Annotated in this window: 15 protein-coding genes; 2 read left to right on the forward strand and 13 right to left on the reverse strand. The window is 71.5% G+C overall.

Features of this window, described 5'->3' with window-relative positions; genetic code table 11:
• Positions 1-19 precede the first annotated feature (19 nt).
• Positions 20-910, forward strand: coding sequence for a copper chaperone PCu(A)C domain-containing protein (locus ACT54X_RS26325; protein ID WP_294376733.1), 891 nt, complete (start codon positions 20-22; stop codon positions 908-910).
• Between the two features lie 154 nt (positions 911-1,064).
• On the opposite strand, the gene ACT54X_RS26330 is transcribed toward ACT54X_RS26325, so the two are convergent.
• The 9 genes from ACT54X_RS26330 to ACT54X_RS26370 all read right to left on the reverse strand — a co-directional run bounded on the left by ACT54X_RS26330 (position 1,065) and on the right by ACT54X_RS26370 (position 9,436).
• Positions 1,065-1,433 carry an HU family DNA-binding protein gene (locus tag ACT54X_RS26330; protein ID WP_017757950.1) on the reverse strand — a complete coding sequence of 123 codons (369 nt, stop codon included), beginning with the start codon at positions 1,431-1,433 and terminating at the stop codon, positions 1,065-1,067.
• 223 nt (positions 1,434-1,656) lie between these two features.
• A complete protein-coding gene (locus ACT54X_RS26335; RefSeq protein ID WP_234193459.1) occupies positions 1,657-2,055 on the reverse strand; it encodes a carboxypeptidase-like regulatory domain-containing protein in 399 nt (132 codons plus the stop codon).
• Between the two features lie 111 nt (positions 2,056-2,166).
• The gene (gene glcF / locus ACT54X_RS26340) at positions 2,167-3,399 is read right to left on the reverse strand and encodes a glycolate oxidase subunit GlcF (RefSeq protein ID WP_294376744.1); all 1,233 of its coding nucleotides are present in this window, start codon (positions 3,397-3,399) and stop codon (positions 2,167-2,169) included.
• 46 nt (positions 3,400-3,445) lie between these two features.
• Positions 3,446-4,282: a YoaK family protein gene (locus ACT54X_RS26345; RefSeq protein ID WP_294376747.1), complete on the reverse strand. Its 837-nt coding sequence runs from the start codon at positions 4,280-4,282 to the stop codon at positions 3,446-3,448.
• A gap of 16 nt (positions 4,283-4,298) precedes the next feature.
• Entirely contained in the window at positions 4,299-5,405 is a 1,107-nt protein-coding gene (gene glcE, locus ACT54X_RS26350) for a glycolate oxidase subunit GlcE (protein ID WP_294376752.1), read from the reverse strand.
• Between the two features lie 60 nt (positions 5,406-5,465).
• On the reverse strand, positions 5,466-6,425 hold the full coding sequence (locus ACT54X_RS26355) for an SMP-30/gluconolactonase/LRE family protein (RefSeq protein WP_294376754.1): 960 nt from the start codon (positions 6,423-6,425) through the stop codon (positions 5,466-5,468).
• A 169-nt stretch (positions 6,426-6,594) separates the two neighbouring features.
• Positions 6,595-8,133 (reverse strand): ammonium transporter, encoded by a 1,539-nt coding sequence (locus tag ACT54X_RS26360; RefSeq protein WP_294376757.1) that lies wholly within the window; start codon positions 8,131-8,133, stop codon positions 6,595-6,597.
• A 36-nt stretch (positions 8,134-8,169) separates the two neighbouring features.
• Positions 8,170-8,508 (reverse strand): P-II family nitrogen regulator, encoded by a 339-nt coding sequence (gene glnK / locus ACT54X_RS26365; RefSeq protein WP_017762018.1) that lies wholly within the window; start codon positions 8,506-8,508, stop codon positions 8,170-8,172.
• Between the two features lie 70 nt (positions 8,509-8,578).
• Positions 8,579-9,436 (reverse strand): TorF family putative porin, encoded by an 858-nt coding sequence (locus ACT54X_RS26370; protein ID WP_294376794.1) that lies wholly within the window; start codon positions 9,434-9,436, stop codon positions 8,579-8,581.
• Positions 9,437-9,643: 207 nt separating this feature from the next.
• On the opposite strand from ACT54X_RS26370, the gene ACT54X_RS26375 reads away from it, so the two are divergent.
• Complete coding sequence (locus tag ACT54X_RS26375) at positions 9,644-11,182, forward strand: YifB family Mg chelatase-like AAA ATPase (protein ID WP_294376762.1); 1,539 nt, start codon at positions 9,644-9,646, stop codon at positions 11,180-11,182.
• A gap of 11 nt (positions 11,183-11,193) precedes the next feature.
• Here the strand turns inward: ACT54X_RS26375 and ACT54X_RS26380 are convergent, their stop codons facing one another.
• The 4 genes from ACT54X_RS26380 to ACT54X_RS26395 are packed head-to-tail and all read right to left on the reverse strand — an operon-like array spanning position 11,194 to position 17,134.
• On the reverse strand, positions 11,194-15,126 hold the full coding sequence (locus ACT54X_RS26380; RefSeq protein WP_294376766.1) for a molybdopterin cofactor-binding domain-containing protein: 3,933 nt from the start codon (positions 15,124-15,126) through the stop codon (positions 11,194-11,196).
• Positions 15,123-15,614: a (2Fe-2S)-binding protein gene (locus ACT54X_RS26385; RefSeq protein ID WP_294376769.1), complete on the reverse strand. Its 492-nt coding sequence runs from the start codon at positions 15,612-15,614 to the stop codon at positions 15,123-15,125. Before ACT54X_RS26385 ends, ACT54X_RS26380 begins: the two co-directional genes overlap by 4 nt.
• 20 nt (positions 15,615-15,634) lie before the next feature.
• Positions 15,635-16,372 (reverse strand): bifunctional nicotinamidase/pyrazinamidase, encoded by a 738-nt coding sequence (gene pncA / locus ACT54X_RS26390; protein WP_476349517.1) that lies wholly within the window; start codon positions 16,370-16,372, stop codon positions 15,635-15,637.
• A 27-nt stretch (positions 16,373-16,399) separates the two neighbouring features.
• On the reverse strand, positions 16,400-17,134 hold the full coding sequence (locus tag ACT54X_RS26395; RefSeq protein WP_294376776.1) for an ABC transporter ATP-binding protein: 735 nt from the start codon (positions 17,132-17,134) through the stop codon (positions 16,400-16,402).
• Positions 17,135-17,451 lie beyond the last annotated feature (317 nt).

Genomic DNA, 17,451 nt, shown 5'->3' on the forward strand with positions numbered 1-17,451 from the left:
TCCTCCGGAGACCCGAACCATGAGCCGCTTCAACCGCCCCCTTCTCGCCCTCGCCCTCGCCCTGCTGGCCGGCACCGGCAGTGCCATCGCCCACGTGACGCTGCCGCCCGGCGGCGCCACCGTCGGCACCGACTACGAGGCCGCCTTCCGCGTCGGCCATGCCTGCAAGGACGCCACGCTCACCAACGCGCTCACCGTGCGCCTGCCGCAGGGCTTCGCGCTGAAGGACGTGCCTGCGCGCCCCGGCTGGACCATCGAGCAGACGCGCAGCGGCAACGAGGCCGTGGTGCGCTGGACCGCCACCAGCGCGGCCACCGCCGTGCCTGCCGACCAGAAGACCGAGTTCGTGCTGCGCGGCCGCCTGCCCGACAAGCCGGGCCCGCTGTACTTCAAGGTGCTGCAGGGCTGCGACGTGGGCAGCAGCGACTGGGCCCAGCTGCCCACGGGCGCCGCCGACGAGAAGCTGCCCCTGCCCGCCGCGAAGCTGGACGTGCTGCCGCGCGGCGTGGCCGCCGTGGACGTGCGTGACGGCTGGGCCCGCATGGCCGTGGCCGGCCAGAGCGGCACCGGCGCCTTCATGAAGCTGCAGGCGCCCTCGGGCGCGCGCCTGGTGGGCGCCAGCACGCCGGTCGCCGGCATCGCCGAGGTGCACGAGATGTCGATGCAGGGCGACCACATGCAGATGCGCGCCGTCGCCGAACTGGCGCTGCCCGCGCGCCAGACGGTCGAGCTGCGCCCCGGCGGCCTGCATGTGATGCTGATGGACCTGAAGCAGCCGCTGCCCGTCGGCAGCACGCTGCCGCTGACGCTGCGCTTCAAGGACGCACAGGGCAACGAGTCCACGCGCGAGGTGCAGCTGCCGGTGCGTGCCGCGCCGGCTGCGGCGGGCAGCGGCGGGCATCAGCACTGAGGCTCGTTTCTTCTCCCCTCTCCCGCAAGGGGAGAGGGAGCAAATGCCGGTCGTGCGCCGTCCTTCGACGACGTCGACGCAAGCCCCAATGCAAAGAGGCCCCGAAGGGCCTCTCGTTGTCTGCTTCGGCACCGCATCCGGTGCCGAAGCACCATCAGGCCTTCTTGGCCTTCTTGGCAGCGGGCTTCTTGGCAGCCGGCTTGGCGGCGGCGGCCTTCTCGGCCTTGTCGGCCTTGCGCTTGGCGGCCTTCGGGTCCACGGCGGCCTTGAAGGCGGCGCCCGGCACGAACTTCGGCACCTTCTGGGCGGCGATCTTGATCTTCTCGCCGGCTTGCGGGTTGAAACCGGTGCGGGCGGCGCGGGCCACCTGCTTGAAGGTGCCGAAACCCACCAGGGTCACGCTGTCGCCCTTCTTGACGGCGGTGACGATGCTGCTGGTGATGGTCTCCAGGATGCGGCCGGCTTCGGCCTTGGAGACGTCATGGGCGGAGGCGATCTTTTCGATGAATTCGAGACGGTTCAAGATTGGGTTCCTAGAGTTGCTTCGATCTGCGCCGGGGCCGGCGCGCGGTGCGCGCCCCCCCGAGCGAGGCGCGAAGTGTAGTGGAGCCGCATGACCCCGTGCAGCGGGTTGCGCAGGCGCATCGCGCCGAAACCCCACTCGTCAGCGGATCGACGCGCTGCATGCCGAGGACGCGCGTCGCGGCATCCGCGGCCCGCCCGGCGGAGCCGTCCGCCGAGCCCACTCAGAAGCGGAAGTCGGCCGTCTTCGGCCCACCGCCCAGGCTCAGCTCGCGCCGCTGGGTACGGCCTTCGAAGGTGGCTTCCACCACGTAGGCACCGGCGGGCAGGTCCACCAGGCAGACCGGGCCATCGGCGCGCAGCGAGAGGCCGGCGCCGCCCTGGGCACCCCGGATCTCCACCGCCACCGAAGCGAGATAGGCACCATCGGCCCGCGCGAACAGCAGCGACAGCGGATGCGACTTCATCGCCGAGCGCATGGCGGTGGATTCGTCCGAGCCGATGCCGCCGCACACGTAGCGGCCCTGGCCGGCCTCGGTCCACGGCGGCATCTGGGCATGGGCCAGGCCCGCGGTGCAGGCAGCGGCGAGCGCGGCGGACATCAGGAATTGGCGTGAAGGCATGGAAGGTCTCCTCGAAAAAACGAAAGAGATGCTGGCCTCGAAAGGCCCTGGCCGGCTGTCGGACCGCAGCGCCCGCCGGCGTGCGGCCGCGCCGGAAGACGCTCGGGACGCTCAGGCCCGCGGCTGCAGCGCCTCGTCCAGCCACTCCACCCAATGCCGCACCGGCAGCTCGGTGCCGGCCTGCAGATGGGTGATGCAACCGATATTGGCCGAGGCCACGGCCTCGGGCTGCAGCCGCTCCAGGTGGCCCAGCTTGCGTTCGCGCAGTTGCGTCGACAGTTCGGGCTGCAGCACCGAGTAGGTGCCGGCCGAGCCGCAGCAGAGGTGGCTTTCGGTCTGCGTCACGCGCACGTCGAAGCCCAGCGCGCGCAGGCCCGATTCGACACCCCCACGCAGCTTCTGTCCGTGCTGCAACGTGCAGGGCGGGTGATAGGCGATCACGCCCTGGGGCGCCTTCACGCGCTCGCGCAGCAGTGGCACCAGGGCCGGCAGCAACTCGCCCAGGTCGCGGGTGAGGCGCGAGACCTCGCGGGCCTTGTCGGCATAGGCCGGGTCATGCGCCAGCGCATGACCGTAGTCCTTCAGCGCGGCGCCGCAGCCCGAGGCATTGCTGACGATGGCCTCCACGCCGCCGCCCTGCAGCAGCGGCCACCAGGCGTCGATGTTGGCGCGCATCTGGTCCAGCGCGCCGGCCTGGTCGTTCAGGTGGAAGCGGATGGCACCGCAGCAGCCGCCCGCCTGCGGCACCACGGCCTCGATGCCGGCCGCATCGAGCACGCGGGCGGTGGCCGCATCGATGGACGGCGCCATGGCCGGCTGCACGCAGCCCATGGGCAGCAGCACCTTGCGCGCATGGCTGTGGCGCGGCCAGGCGCCGGCGGCGCGCGGCGCGGGCACCTTGGCCTTGAGGCTGGATGGCAGCAGGCCGCGCACGGCCTGGCCGAGCTTCATGGCGGGCGCGAACAGCGGCGAGTTCAGGCCTTCCTTGAGCAGCCAGCGCGTGGCGCGTTCGCCGGCCGGCCGCGGCACCTGCTCGTCCACGATCTTGCGGCCGATGTCCACCAGGTGGCCGTACTGCACGCCGCTGGGGCAGGTGCTTTCGCAGTTGCGGCAGGTCAGGCAGCGATCCAGGTGCTGCTGTGTGGCACGCGTGGGCGTGCGGCCTTCGAGCACCTGCTTGATGAGGTAGATGCGCCCGCGCGGTCCGTCGAGCTCGTCGCCCAGCAGTTGGTAGGTGGGGCAGGTGGCGGTGCAGAAGCCGCAGTGCACGCACTTGCGCAGGATGGCCTCGGCCTCGCGACCTTCGGGCGTGCCCTGGTACTGGGGGGAGAGTTCGGTCTGCATCGTGTCTCGTCGTGGGTGTCTGTCGTGGGGCCGCGCGGCGCTGCGCTCAGGAAGGCGGCCGCTGCTGCTGCGGTGGCTCTGCGGCTGCGGCGCGGTGCCTGCGCAGCCGCAGCCGGCCCAGCCAGCCGAAGGTCCACGCCCGCAGGGCCTGGTTGTGGCGCAGGTCGTCCAGGTAGGGCGGCAGCGACAGCCACAGCAGCAGTGCGGCCAGCGGCAGCACGCAGATGAAGCCCAGGTACTTGAAGCCGGTGGCTCCGGCCAGCCCACCCGTCACGAAGGCCAGGATCAGGCCACCGAAGATGCGCACCCGCTCCAGGTTGGGCCGCACCCGCGTGGCATCGGTGCGCCGGCGGTTCCAGTACAGCGCCTTGCCCAGCTCGATGCCCAGGTCGGTGAAATTGCCGGTCATGTGGGTGGTGCGGATCTTTCCGCCGGAGATCTTCGACGCCAGCGCGTTCTGCAGCCCCATGATGAAGGACAGCAGCAGCACCGTCAGCGGCACGGCGAAGGGCGTGTGCCAGCCCAGCGTGAGCGCACCCATGAGCCCGAAGGGCAGCATGAGCGCGGCCTCCAGCAGCAGCGGCAGCGCGTAGACATGGGCCAGCCGGTAGTGGCGGCCCCAGTTGATCTGGATGGCCGCGGTGGCCGCCCCGGCCAGGAAGGCCAGGATGGCGCCCAGCGCGCCCAGCAGCAGCGTCATGTCGCCCATCACCAGCGAATCGGCCACCTGTGAGGTGAAGCCGGTCATGTGCGAGGTGTAGCGATGCAGCACCAGGAAGCCGCCCGCGTTGATGGCGCCGGCGTTGAAGGCCAGCAGCAGGCCCAGCGCCCGGTTGGTCGACGGGGCGCGATGGCGGCCGGTCAGGTGGCGCAGGCGGCGCATGGAGAAGGGAGGACGCTCAGAGCCCGGCCACCAGCCGGCCCGGGTTGAAGATGCCGGCGGGATCGAAGGCGGCCTTGAGCGCGCGGTGGATGTCCATCAGTGCAGGCGACAGCGGCGCGGGCTCGGCCCGCCGGCCCGCCGCGGCGCGGAAGGCCGCCGCCCAGCCACCGGCGGCGCGCACCGACTCGGCCAGGTCCACGGCACCGCCGGGGGGCACGGCGTACCAGCGCTGTGCACCATGCCATTCGATCAGCGGCGCGGACAGGCCGGCGGCCGCCAGCACGGGCGCCGTCTGCGGGACGCTGGCGCGCCAGAGGTCCAGGCCCTGCGCCGCGGCATCGGTGAAGAGGGCATGGCGCTGGTCGCGCAGGCTGCGCCACAGAGCGTCGGCCGCATCGGGCGGCAGCACCTCACCGCCGAGCTGGCGTCCGGCGGCCTGCACGGCGGCGACCGCGCCGCGCAGCCGCAGGTACAGCCGGCCGACGGCGCCGCCACCTGGCCCGGCCTGCCACACGCTGGCATTGAGCGGCAGCGGTTGCCCGCCCCAGGCATTGAGCAGGCGCAGGGCTTCGGCCTGGCTGCAGTCGAAGACGCGGGTGGCCTCGGCCGGGGCCATGGGCAGCACCTTGAGGCTCAGTTCGGTGATGACGCCCAGCGTGCCCCAGGCGCCGGCCAGCACGCGCGAGACGTCGTAGCCCGCCACGTTCTTCATCACCTGGCCGCCGAAGGTCAACAGTTCGCCACGGCCGTTGATCAGGCTGGCACCGAGCACGTAGTCGCGCACGGAGCCCACGCTGGCGCGGGCGGGGCCCGCCAGGCCGGCGGACACCATGCCGCCCACGGTGCCGCCCTCGCCGAAGTGCGGTGGCTCGAAGGGCAGGCACTGGCCGTGGGCCTGCAGCAGTGCCTCCAGCTCGGCCAGTGGCGTGCCGGCCTGCACGGTCACCACGAGTTCACTGGGCTCGTAGCTGGTGATGCCGGTCAGCGCGTCGAGCGCCAGCACTTCGCCATCGAGCGGCCCGCCGTGGAAATCCTTGGTGCCCGCGCCGCGCAGGCGCAAAGGACGCTTCTGGGCCGCCGCGGCGCGCACGCGCTCGGCGATCTGGGACTGGGCGGGGGTCATCCGCGGGATGGTACGTCAGGGTCTCTCTTGGACGTCTTGATTCGCACCAGCTCCGGCCTCTCAGTCCTCGAAGAAGGCGACGGGCCGGCCGGGTGCGTCCATGCGCCGCCAGAGCACCTGCCCGGCCATCGGCTGCCGTGCCAGCTCGTCGGCCGGGCGGCCCTTGCGGGCGGTGGTGACGAAGAGCGTGCGCAGGTCGTCGCCCCCGAAGCAGGGCATGGTGGGGCAGCGCGCGGGCACCGGCAGCACGTCGGTGGTGCGCCCCTGCGCGTCCAGCGCCTGCAACTGGCCGCCCTCGAACATGGCCACCCAGTAGCGGCCATCGGCGTCCATCGTCGCGCCGTCCGGACGGCCGTCGTAGGGCTGGTCCGAGCCGGGGGTCCAGCCGGCCGGCTTGGGATCGAACTGGCGGAACAGGCGCTCGCCCGCCAGCCCGTGCGGCTCGGCCTCCCAGTCGTACTGCCGCACGGCATGGGCATTGGTGTCGGCCCAGTACACACGCGACAGCTCGGGCACCAGCACCAGGCCGTTGGCGGTGATGGCCTCGCCGGCCATGCGCTGCACGCGGGGCGCGCCGCCGCCGCGGGCATCGATGCAGTAGAGCGCGGCGATCGGCCGGTCCTTGGGCTCCTGCAGCGTGCCGGCCCACAGGCGCCCCTGGGGGTCGCATTTGCCATCGTTGAAGCGCATGGTGGCCGTGTCATGGTCGAAGGCGGCGATGCACTGCAGCGCGCCGCCCCATTCGCGGGCCCGGTAGATGCCGTCGCGCAGCGCGATCACCAGGCCGCCGCGGCGGGCCGGCGCCATGCAGCCCGGCTCCTGCGGCAAGGCCCAGCGCTCGACGACAGCCTGGCCGCTGGCGATGTCGCCGCGGGTGCGCAGCGCCTGCCGCCCCGGGATGTCCAGCCAGTACAGCGCGCGTTCGTCCGGATGCCAGAAGGGCGATTCACCCAGGGCGCTATCGCTGCCCGGCAGAGCCGTCCAGCCCAGGGGATCGTTGGGGGGGATGAGGTCAGGCATGCCGGATTATTGGTGGCAGGGCACAGGGGCCTGCGGGGCCCGGTCCCAAAAAAAATGGCCCGCTCATGCCGAAGCACTTGCGGGCCGAACATCCAAAGGAGACTCTCGCTAAAACATTCTTTCGTCCGCCACGCCGCCCTCGGTGCGGCGAAGTGGCGGCGGTGGTCGATCAGCGGTTGTAGGCCGTCTCGCCGTGGGCGGTGATGTCGAGGCCTTCGCGCTCTTCCTCTTCGCTCACACGCAGACCCACGGTCAGGTCGGCGATCTTGTAGGCGATGAAGGAGACCACGGCCGACCAGACGATGGTCAGCAGCACGCCCTTGAGCTGGATCCAGACCTGGGCGCCAATGCCGTTGGAGCCGACGGTGGCCGTGACCCAGTCGGTCACCAGGCCGGGGCCGCCCAGCGCCTGGGTGTTGAACACGCCGGTCAGCAGGGCACCCACGATGCCGCCCACGCCGTGCACGCCGAACACGTCCAGCGAGTCGTCGGCGCCGAGCAGGCGCTTGAGGCCCGACACGCCCCACAGGCAGGCGAAGCCGGCGATGAAGCCCATGACGATGGCACCCATCAGGCCCACGTTGCCGGCGGCCGGGGTGATGGCCACCAGGCCGGCGACGGCGCCGGAGGCGGCGCCCAGCATCGAGGCCTTGCCCTTGTGCAGCGCTTCACCCAGCGACCAGGCCAGCACGGCGGCGGCGGTGGCGGAGAAGGTGTTGATGAAGGCGAGCACGGCGCTGTTGCCGGCTTCCAGGGCCGAGCCGGCGTTGAAGCCGAACCAGCCCACCCACAGCAGCGAGGCACCGACCATGGTCAGCGTCAGCGAGTGCGGCGTGAAGGCTTCCTTGCCGAAACCGATGCGCTTGCCGATCACGTAGGCACCCACCAGACCGGCGACGGCGGCGTTGATGTGCACCACGGTGCCGCCCGCGAAGTCGAGCGCGCCCCATTGCCAGATCAGGCCGGCCTTGGCGTTGGTGGCGTCCACCACGTCGGCGGCGGTGTAGGCGTCCGGACCCATCCAGAACCAGACCATGTGGGCCAGCGGGGTGTAGCTGAAGGTGAACCAGATCACCATGAACACCAGCACGCCGGAGAACTTGGCACGCTCGGCGAAGGCACCCACGATCAGGCAGCAGGTGATGCCGGCGAAGGTGGCCTGGAAGGCGGCGAACAGCAGCTCGGGGATGTAGACGCCCTTGCTGAAGGTCGCGCCGGGCGCGAAGGCGCCGGTGGCCGGGTCGAAGATGCCCTTCATGAACAGCCGGTCGAAGCCGCCGATGAAGGCGTTGCCCTCGGTGAAGGCCAGGCTGTAGCCATAGATGCACCACAGCACGACGATCAGCGAGAAGGTGACGAACACCTGCATCAGCACGCTGAGCATGTTCTTGCTGCGCACCAGGCCGCCGTAGAACAGGGCCAGGCCGGGGACGGTCATCAGGATCACGAGCAGCGTGGACACCAGCATCCAGGCCACGTCGCCCTTGTCGATCTTGGGAGCAGGTGCGGCAGCAGCGGCGGCATCGGCCGGTGCTGCAGCGGGTGCTGCGGCGGCGGGCGCGGCCGGAGCGGCGGCTGCAGGCGCAGCGGCGGCCGGCGCGGACGCCGCCGGGGCCTCGGTGCTGGCGGCGGGCGCCTGCGCGAAGCTGGACACGCCAGCCGTAAGGACGCTCAGGCCGAGCGCCAGGGATACAAGGAACTTCTTCATCTTGGTCTTTCTTGTGCCTTCTTCTGCTGCGTCGGTTTAGAGCGCCTCGCGGCCGGTCTCACCCGTGCGGATGCGGACGACCTGCTCCAGGTTGAACACGAAGATCTTGCCGTCGCCGATCTTGCCGGTGCGCGCAGCGCTTTCCACGGCCTCGATGACGCGGTCGACCAGCTCGTCGGCAACCGCCGCCTCGATCTTGACCTTGGGCAGGAAGTCGACGACGTATTCGGCACCGCGGTAGAGCTCGGTGTGGCCCTTCTGGCGGCCGAAGCCCTTCACCTCGGTCACGGTGATGCCCTGCACGCCGATGGCGGAAAGGGCCTCGCGCACCTCGTCGAGCTTGAAGGGTTTGATGATGGCTGTGATCAGCTTCACGATTTCTCTCCTCTGGGATGAACCGGGCGCGGCAGCCGCCGCGCCCACCTGTCGGCTGGCTGGCGCGACCTCAGAAGGTCTTGGTCAGCGTGGCGATGAAGCGTGCCTTGTTGGGCGACTCGCTGTAGGTGAAGGTGCCCAGGCCGATGGCGCTGTAGTCGTAGACGGCGGTGGTGGCCTGGTAGGCATCCTTCTTGTTGGCACCCACGATGGCGCCCGTCAGGCTCAGGCCGCCACCGAAGTCGTAGGTGGCACCCACGTTGTAGTCGACGTAGCTCTTGTAGGGCGTGTTGCGGCGGATGTCGCTGGACAGGTGCGTGTAGCCCACGGCGGCCTTGAGCGTCAGGTTGGGCAGCACGGCCTTGCTGTACGACACGTTCAGATAGCCGGTGCCGCGGCCCTTCCAGCCCGTGGTGCGGTTGCTGGCGAAGCCGAAGTAGTCCTTGGAGACGGTGCTGGAGTACTTGACGGTGAACGAGCCGATGGCGTCGTCGCTCCAGGTGGCGGCGCCGTACAGCTCGGTGGTGTTGCCGTTGCGGTTGCCCGGGTAGATGTAGGTCAGGGCACCGAAGTCGAGGTCGAAGGGGCCGGCCTTGAACTTGTAGCCGCCGTAGATGTCGCTCTCGATGGAATTGCCGGCGAGCCAGTTGACGCTGGAGTTCCAGTTGCCGACGTAGAAGCCGCTTTCGTGGGCGTAGTCAAAGCCGCCCTGGATGGCGGGCTTGAGGGCCTTGGTCTTGTAGTAGCCGTTGTTGCCGATGACGTCCTGGTCCTGGCCCCGGAACTTGTAGTTGGTGGTCAGCGAGATGTTGGCAGTGATGGGCGAGGCCTCGGGGGCAGCGGCGGGCGCCGTCTGGGCGCTGGCCGCACCGGCGGCAGCAGCCAGGCAGAAGGCAATCGTTGCCGTCTTGATCGTGGCCGGACGGATCTTCATCGGGTAACTCCTCGCAAGTGGTGTTCGTTGGAGTTCCCCTCAAAGCAGGGAGCGTGCCAAAAGACAGCCGCGTCCTACGCATGTGAAGTGCTCCACACCCCCACAAGAAAAATTCGCGAGCGCTTCATGCAGGGGCCGGGCTCCTGTTCAATGCATGAAACAGGATCGGTGCAACGCACCAAATCAGGGAGAAGATGAGCGATGAGCCTTTCTTTGGTGCAGACGCGCGCTTTGGTGGCGCTTGAATCGGCGCCAGTCACCGTCGAGGTGCATCTGGCCAATGGCCTGCCCAGCTTCACGCTGGTCGGATTGGCCGATGTGGAGGTCAAGGAGGCCCGCGAGCGGGTCCGCTCCGCCATCCAGAACTCGGGGCTGGCCTTTCCGCACGACCGCCGCATCACGGTGAACCTGGCGCCGGCCGACCTGCCGAAGGATTCCGGCCGCTTCGACCTGCCCATCGCACTGGGCATCCTCGCGGCGAGCGGGCAGATCGATGGGGCGCGACTCGCGGGCCACGAATTCGCGGGTGAGCTGTCGCTTTCGGGTGACCTGCGCCCCGTGCGCGGCGCCCTGGCCACCGCGCTGGCGGCCGAGGGCCCGTCGCCACGCCCCGTCCTGGTGCTGCCACTGGCCAGCGCGCGGGAGGCCGCGCTGGTCCCCGGCGCCGCGGTCTATGGCGCGGCGCACCTGCTCGATGTGGTGCGCCCCTTCCTGCCGCCCGACACGCTGGCGCAGGTGGAAGACGGCCCGGGCTGGGTGCGCATGGTTCCGCCAGAGCTGGCCGGTCATGCGCCCGACGGACCGGACCTGGCGGACGTGAAGGGCCAGGCCGCCGCCCGCCGCGCGCTGGAGATCGCGGCCGCCGGCGGCCACAGCCTGCTGATGGTCGGCCCACCCGGCGCCGGCAAGTCGATGCTGGCGCAGCGGCTGGCCGGCCTGCTGCCACCGATGGACGTGCAGGAGGCGCTGGAGAGCGCCGCCATCGCCAGCCTGGCCGGTCGCTTCGACCCGCAGCGCTTCATGCAGCGGGTGGTGGCCAGCCCGCATCACACGGCGAGTGCGGTGGCGCTGGTGGGCGGCGGCTCGCCACCGCGGCCGGGCGAGATCTCGCTGGCGCACCACGGCGTGCTCTTCCTGGACGAGCTGCCCGAATTCCCCCGCGCCGCCCTGGAGGCGCTGCGCGAGCCGCTGGAGACCGGCACCATCTCCATCGTTCGGGCCGCGCGGCGGGCGCAGTTCCCGGCGCGCTTCCAGCTGGTGGCGGCGATGAACCCCTGTCCCTGCGGCCATCTGGGCTCGCGCCTGCATGCCTGTCGCTGCTCGCCCGACCAGGTGGCGCGCTACCAGGCGCGCATCAGCGGCCCGCTGCTGGACCGCATCGACCTGCATGTGGACGTGCAGGCCATCGACCCGCGGGAGCTGCTGGGCGCCCCCGCCGGCGAGTCGAGCGCCGCCGTACGCGAACGCGTGGCCGCGGCGCGCGCCATCGCGCTGCAGCGCCAGGGCAGTGCCAACCAGGCCCTGGCCGGCCAGGCGCTTGATGCCCATGCCGGCGCCGATGCCGCCGCCCTCGCCTTCCTGCAGAAGGCGGCCACGCGCCTGGGCTGGAGCGCACGGGCCACGCACCGCGCCTTGCGGGTGGCCCGCACCATCGCCGACCTGGCAGGTGCCGAGACCATCGGCGCCCTGCACGTGGGCGAGGCGATGCAATACCGGCGCACGCTGAGCGCGGCGCCCTGATCCGGCCGGCGTCAGTGCCCGGCCGGCGCGCCATGCCCCGGCGCCGCCCGCACCCGCGCCACCTGCGCGGGCAGGTCGGCCCAGGCCGGCGCCTGCGGGGCGAAGCGGGCGCGCATGTAGCCCGCCAGCTCGGCGACCTGCGCATCGTCCAGCGCGTCGCGGAAGGCGGGCATGAAGCCGATGTCCCGCGTGGGCGGCGTGCGCACGCCGTCGAGGATGGTGCGGATCAGGTTGTCGGGCCGGGTGCTGGTGAGCTGGCTGTTGAGGGCCAGCGGCACGTTGGCGCCCAGCAGCGTGGGGCCGTCGCCGTCGTGGTGGCAGGCGGCGCAGGCCGACTCGAACATGCGCTGGGGCGCGCCCAGCAACGCACCCTGCCCGGCCACGGCACGCTGCACCGCCTGCGTGGCGATGGCCTGCGGATCGGCCGCGGGCGCCGGGTTGAAGCTGGCCAGGTAGGTGGCCATGGCACGCACGTCGGTGTCGGGCAGCTCCTGCAGCCCGTGGACGACCTCGGCCATGGGCCCGCCCGCGATGCCGTGCCGCGGCGAATGGCCGTGGCGCAGGTAGGCGTAGAGGCTGTCCGCATCCCAGGGCACGGCGTTGGTGGAGCGGGCCGTGAGGGCCGGCGCCTCCCAGCCGTCGATCAGCGCGCCGGACAGGAAGTCAGCGCCGGCTTTCTCCGCACCCAAGGTGTTGCGTGGGCTGTGGCAGGCGGCGCAGTGGCCCAGGCCGTTGACCAGGTAGGCGCCGCGGTTCCATTCGGCGCTCTGGCCGGCGACGGGCTGGTAGGGCGTGGGGTCGTGGAACAGGCCGTTCCAGCCGGCCATGAGCGGGCGCAGGTTGAAGGGGAAGCGCAGGTCGTTGGCCGGCATGAGGGCCGGACCGCCATCCTCGCGCGCGCCGGCCTTCACCGGCGGCAGGGACATGAAGTAGGCGTAGAGCGCCTGCAGGTCGTCGTCGCTGGTCTTGGCGAAGGCGGTGTACGGGAAGGCCGGGTACAGGTGGCGGCCGTCGCGCGAGATTCCCTCACGCATCGCGCGCTGGAAGGCGGTGAAGGACCAGCGGCCCAGGCCCGTCTCGGCATCGGGCGTGAGGTTGGTCGTGTGGATCGTGCCGAAGGGGGTGTGCATGGCCCGGCCACCGGCATTCGGCAGGCCGCCGTCGGCCGTGTGGCAGACGGCGCAGTCGCCGGCCGCGGCCAGTTGGCGGCCGCGTTCGATGGTCTGGGCGCTGTAGGCGGGTGCGCTGAAATTGACGGGCGCGATGGCCGGCCGCCAGCCGAGCAGGCCCGCCACCGCGCCGATGGCGCCGACGAGCAGGCCGGCAATGAGGGCCGGCCAACCTTTGCGACGCGGGGCGAGGGTCTGGCTCCTTCCCCCGCTGGGGGAAGGCTGGGATGGGGGCTGCGGCGCTCGATCAGGCGACGGCGTGGTGGACTGGCCCCCACCCCCGCCCTCCCCCAGCGGGGGAAGGAGTGAAGACAGCGCCGCCAGCACCTTCTCCGGCGTGAACGGCGGCTCGCGCAGACGCACGCCCGTCGCATCGAAGATGGCATTGGCGATGGCCGCCGTGCCCGGCACCGACGCCGACTCGCCCGCACCCAGCGGCGACTCGCCGGGGCGCGGCATCTGCAGCACCTCGATGACCGGCACCTCGCGGAAGTGCAGGATCGGATAACTGCCCCATTCGCGCGTGGCGACCACGCCGGCTGGCGGCATGCCGGGCAGCGGGGCCTTCACCGGGACCGGCGGCTTGCCGACGCCGGCCGGCTGCGGGGCAGGCGCGAAGCGCACCTCCTCCTTCAGCGCGCGGCTGGTGGTCTGGATGACATTGCCGTGCACCTGGTGCTCGACGCCGGCCGGGTTGACCGTCAGACCCGCATCGTGGCCGACGACCACGCGGCGCACATGCACCTCGCCGGTCCGGCGGTTGACCTCCACGTCGGCCACCCAGGCCGCCCAGGCCGCGCCGAAGCCGGGCCACTTGCTGTGGATGTAGCGGGCGTACGCGAAGCCCTGTCCAAAAAGGATGTCGCCCCCCGGGCCCACCCGGGACTGCACCGGCCGCGAGGGATGGTCCCCATGCGCATCCTCCTGCGGCCCGGTGCGCCAGCGCCAGCCGGCTTTCTGCGCCGTGGCCTGGATCAGCTCGCGCGCCCGCTCGTCGGGCAGGTGGCGCAGACGGAACTGCACCGGGTCCACGCCCGCGGCCGTGGCCAGCTCGTCGATGAAGCTCTCGTGCGCGAAGGAATTGGGCAGGGCCGAAACGCCGCGCAGCCACGAGGCGCGCACGATGGGCGCCATGTCGCGCACCTGCACCCGCAGGTGGTCGTAGGCATAGGGCGGGCGCGCGGTGCGGTCGCCCATCTCGTAGGCCTGGGCCAGCGGCTCCACGGTGCGGGTGAGCAGCAGGGCCAGTGTGGGCGCACCGTTGCTCGGGTAGCTGGTCTGGAAGTCGTAGGCCGCGATGCCGCCTTCGGGCGACAGGGCGCCGGCCACTTCCATCAGTTGGGCCGTGCCCTTGGGCTCCCACAGGTGCTCCTGCTCGCGGCTGAGCTGCACACGCACCGGCGCGCGGGCCGCGCGGGCCAGCAGCGCGGCATCGGCCGCCACGTCGTCGGCGCCGTTGCGGCCATAGCAGCCGGCGGCCTCCAGGCGGACCACGTCGACTTCGACGTCCTGCAGGTCCAGCAGGCGGGCGAGGTCCGCACGCAGCACATGGGGGTTCTGCGTGCCGGCCCAGCAGCGCAGGCGCACGCGGCCGGGTCCGGCGCTGGGCCCGCCTTCGCGGCCGGCGCCCTTCTGGCCGTCACCTGCGCCACGCCCATCGGCGCCGCCCTGGCTGCTGCCGTCGCCGTCGTCCGGCTCCCACTGCGCCACCGCGCATGAAGGCCCGATGGACGCATGCAGCTGGTACGGCCACAGGTAGGTGCGGCGCAGCGTGCCCTCGCCCGCCAGGGCGGCCTCGACATCGCCCTCGTCCACCAGCGTGCGCGTGGTGGCGGGGTTGGCGCGGATGGCATCCGCCACCTTGCCCGCGCCGGCCAGATCGGGCATGCCGGGCCAGGCCTTCCAGCGGACGCGCAGCTCGCGCATGGCCTGCTCGGCGTGTTCCTCGCGCTCGGCCACCACGCCGACGAAGTCGCGGATGACCACCACGGCGCGGATGCCGGGGATGTGGGCGATGGACGACTCGTCCACCGACTCCAGCGTGTTGCCGATGAAGTCGCCATGGTCCGCGCCGGCATAGGGCGGGCGGATCACGCGGCCGTGCAGCATGCCGGGCAGGCGCATGTCGTGCACGAAGGCCAGCTCGCCAGCCAGCTTGGCGGGGATGTCGATGCGCGGCTGCGGCGTGCCGACGATGCGGTAGTCCTCGGGCCGCTTGAGCGGCGCGGCCGGGTCCAGCCGCAGCAGGGTGCGCTGGCCGGCCAGCAACTCCGCGAAGGGCAGCGCCACACCCTCGGCCACGATGCGTCCGCCGTCGATGGCGAGTTCGTCCGCCGGCCGGCCGAGCCGCTCGGCGGCGCGCGCCAGCAGCCAGTGCCGCGCCTGCGCCGCCGCCAGCCGCAGCGGCTGTGCATGGATCTGGATCGAGGCGCTGGCGATGGTGGCGCCCTGGTTGGGCACCTGCGCCGTGTGGCCCAGCGCCATGGCGATGCAGGCCATGGGCACGTCCAGTTCCTCGGCCACGATCTGGGCCAGGGCCGTCTGGATGCCCGTGCCCAGGTCCACATGGCCGTTGAGGGCGGTGACGCTGCCGTCGTCCCAGACGGCGAGCAGGACTTCGTCGCCCTCCGCCGGATTGCCGGGCACGGCGGCGGGCTGGCCCTTGGCGGGCGGCGGCGGGAGCGGCGTGTCGCGCACGACGACCAGCACGCCCTCGGCGCCGAGGAAGTCGGCGCGCGTGCGGGGCTGGGCGGCGCGGCGCGGGTCGGCGGTCAACGCGCGGCCTCCGGTGCGGGCGCTACGCCGAACCGCGCGGCGGCCAGGCTCACGGCACGCAGGATCTCCACATGCGTCCCGCAGCGGCACAGGTTGCCCGACAGCTCACTGCGAATGCGCGCCTCGTCGGCCTGCGGCTCACGCGCGAGCAGTGCCGCGGCCTGCATCACCATGCCGTTGAGGCAGTAGCCGCACTGGGCGGCCTGCGCCTCCTCGAAGGCCTGCTGCACGGGATGGAAGTGCCCGCGCCGGCCCAGGCCTTCCAAGGTGGTGATGGCGCGCCCCGCCACGCCATGCGCGGGAATGACGCAGGCCCGCGCCGCGGTGCCGTCCACATGCACCGTGCAGGCGCCGCACTGGCCCAGGCCGCAACCGTACTTGGGCCCGTTCAGGCCGAGGTCGTTGCGCAGCAGGTGCAGCAGCGAGGCCTGGCGTGGCACCTCGCCCGCGAAGGGCTGGCCGTTGACGGTGAGCTGAAGCGCGGGCAAGGCAGGTCGCTCGAACCTTCTCAGGCGACGTCGGCCGACTGGATGCGCTTGACGCCCTTGGCCTGCATCTGCTGCCAGGCCTTGGCGAGCGAGCCGTTGAGGTCGATGGCGCGGGTCGCGTCCTCGATCACGTAGACGTTGAAGCCGGCGGCCCGCGCGTCGAGCGCCGTCCAGGCCACGCAGAAGTCCGTGGCCAGGCCCGTGACGTACACGGTCTTGATGCCGCGCGCCTTGAGGTAGCCCGCCAGGCCGGTGACGGTCTTGCGGTCGGCCTCCTGGAAGGCGGAGTAGCTGTCCACGCCCTTGTTGTAGCCCTTGCGGATGATGAGCTGGGCGGTGGGCAGCTTCAGGTCCTTGTGCAGGGCCGCGTCGTCGGTGCCCTGCACGCAGTGGTCGGGCCACAGCACCTGGTTGCCGTAGTTCAGCTTGATGCTGTCGAAAGGCTTGGTGCCGTTGTGGGCGCTGGCGAAGGAGGTGTGGCCGGGCGTGTGCCAGTCCTGCGTGACGACGATGTTCTGGAACTTGGGCGCCAGCGCATTGATGACCGGCACCACGTCGGCGCCGCCCTTGACGGGCAGCGTGCCGCCGTCGACGAAGCAGTTCTGCACGTCGACCACGATCAGCGCGGCCTGGGCGCTGGGGCTGATCTTCTTCGCGTCGGCCGCCAGCAGCGGCGGCGCGATGGCGGCCGCGCCGAGGGCGGCGGCGGCCTGCAGGAAATGGCGGCGTGGGTTGGCGGTGCGCAGCATGGTCATCATCGGTCCCTCCGAGGACAGGTTTGGAAATCAGACGCTGAGGTAGGCCCGTCGCACTTCATCATTGGCCGCCAGCTCGTCCATGGTGGCCTGGTAGCGGATCTGGCCTTTTTCCAGCACGTAAGCACGGTCCGAGACGAGTTCGGCGAAGTGCATGTTCTGCTCCGACAGCAGGATGGACACGCCCTGGGCCTTGAGCTCCAGGATCATCTGCGCCATCTGCTCCACGATGACCGGCGCGACGCCTTCGGAGGGCTCGTCGAGCAGCACGAGGTAGGGGTTGCCCATGAGCGTGCGCGCGACGGTGAGCATCTGCTGCTCGCCGCCGCTCATGCGGCCGCCGGGGCGGTCGGGCATCTCGCCGAGGTTGGGGAAGAGCTTGAACAGCTTCTCGGGCGTCCATAGCGGCGCGGCGCCGCCGTCGGCCCATTGGCGGCCGGCCTGGCGGCCGACTTCGAGGTTCTCCATGACCGTGAGGTCGGTGAAGACACGCCGGTCCTCGGGCACGAAGCCCAGGCCCAGGCGGGCGGCGTGGTGCGGCTCGGTCCTGGAGATGTCGTGGCCCAGGAAGCGGATGCTGCCGCGGCGCTTGGCGAGCATGCCCATCAGCGCCTTGAGGGTGGTCGACTTGCCGGCGCCGTTGCGGCCCATGAGGGCGACGACTTCGCCGCGGCGCACTTCCAGGTCCACGTCGTAGAGGATCTGGGCAGCGCCGTACCAGGCGCAGAGGGACTTGGCTTCGAGCAGGACGGGCGGGGTGCTCACTGGTGGGGCCTTGTTGTGGGTGTCGTTGCGAACGTTGGGAGCGTCCGGTTCTGAATGACTTTCGCAGTGGTGCGCGTGCTCGCAGCTTCACTGGCGGTGGGGGCGGCGCGGCGGGGCCGGGCTGCCAGGGGCTCAGACGGTGGCGGTCGATGCTGCGCATCGACTCCGCTGCGATGCGCGGTCAGGGGGCGCGTCGCATAACTCGCTGCGCTGCCTGCGGCAGCTGGAGTGAACCCCTGCGGCTGGACCACCGATAGTTGCAGAGACTGATACGCTGGCTGGGCCTTCACCAGGAGAAGGTTCATGACCGCAAGATC

Source organism: Pseudacidovorax sp. DMC4, assembly GCF_056314265.1.

What these genes read in the sequence shown, in the direction of transcription:
- ACT54X_RS26335 (WP_234193459.1), bottom strand. Translation starts at nt 2,055, where the DNA reads ATGCCTTCACGCCAATTCCTGATGTCCGCCGCGCTCGCCGCTGCCTGC.
- glcE (WP_294376752.1), bottom strand. Translation starts at nt 5,405, where the DNA reads ATGACCCCCGCCCAGTCCCAGATCGCCGAGCGCGTGCGCGCCGCGGCG.
- ACT54X_RS26360 (WP_294376757.1), bottom strand. Translation starts at nt 8,133, where the DNA reads ATGAAGAAGTTCCTTGTATCCCTGGCGCTCGGCCTGAGCGTCCTTACG.
- pncA (WP_476349517.1), bottom strand. Translation starts at nt 16,372, where the DNA reads ATGATGACCATGCTGCGCACCGCCAACCCACGCCGCCATTTCCTGCAG.
- ACT54X_RS26325 (WP_294376733.1), top strand. Translation starts at nt 20, where the DNA reads ATGAGCCGCTTCAACCGCCCCCTTCTCGCCCTCGCCCTCGCCCTGCTG.
- ACT54X_RS26345 (WP_294376747.1), bottom strand. Translation starts at nt 4,282, where the DNA reads ATGCGCCGCCTGCGCCACCTGACCGGCCGCCATCGCGCCCCGTCGACC.
- ACT54X_RS26375 (WP_294376762.1), top strand. Translation starts at nt 9,644, where the DNA reads ATGAGCCTTTCTTTGGTGCAGACGCGCGCTTTGGTGGCGCTTGAATCG.
- ACT54X_RS26355 (WP_294376754.1), bottom strand. Translation starts at nt 6,425, where the DNA reads ATGCCTGACCTCATCCCCCCCAACGATCCCCTGGGCTGGACGGCTCTG.
- glcF (WP_294376744.1), bottom strand. Translation starts at nt 3,399, where the DNA reads ATGCAGACCGAACTCTCCCCCCAGTACCAGGGCACGCCCGAAGGTCGC.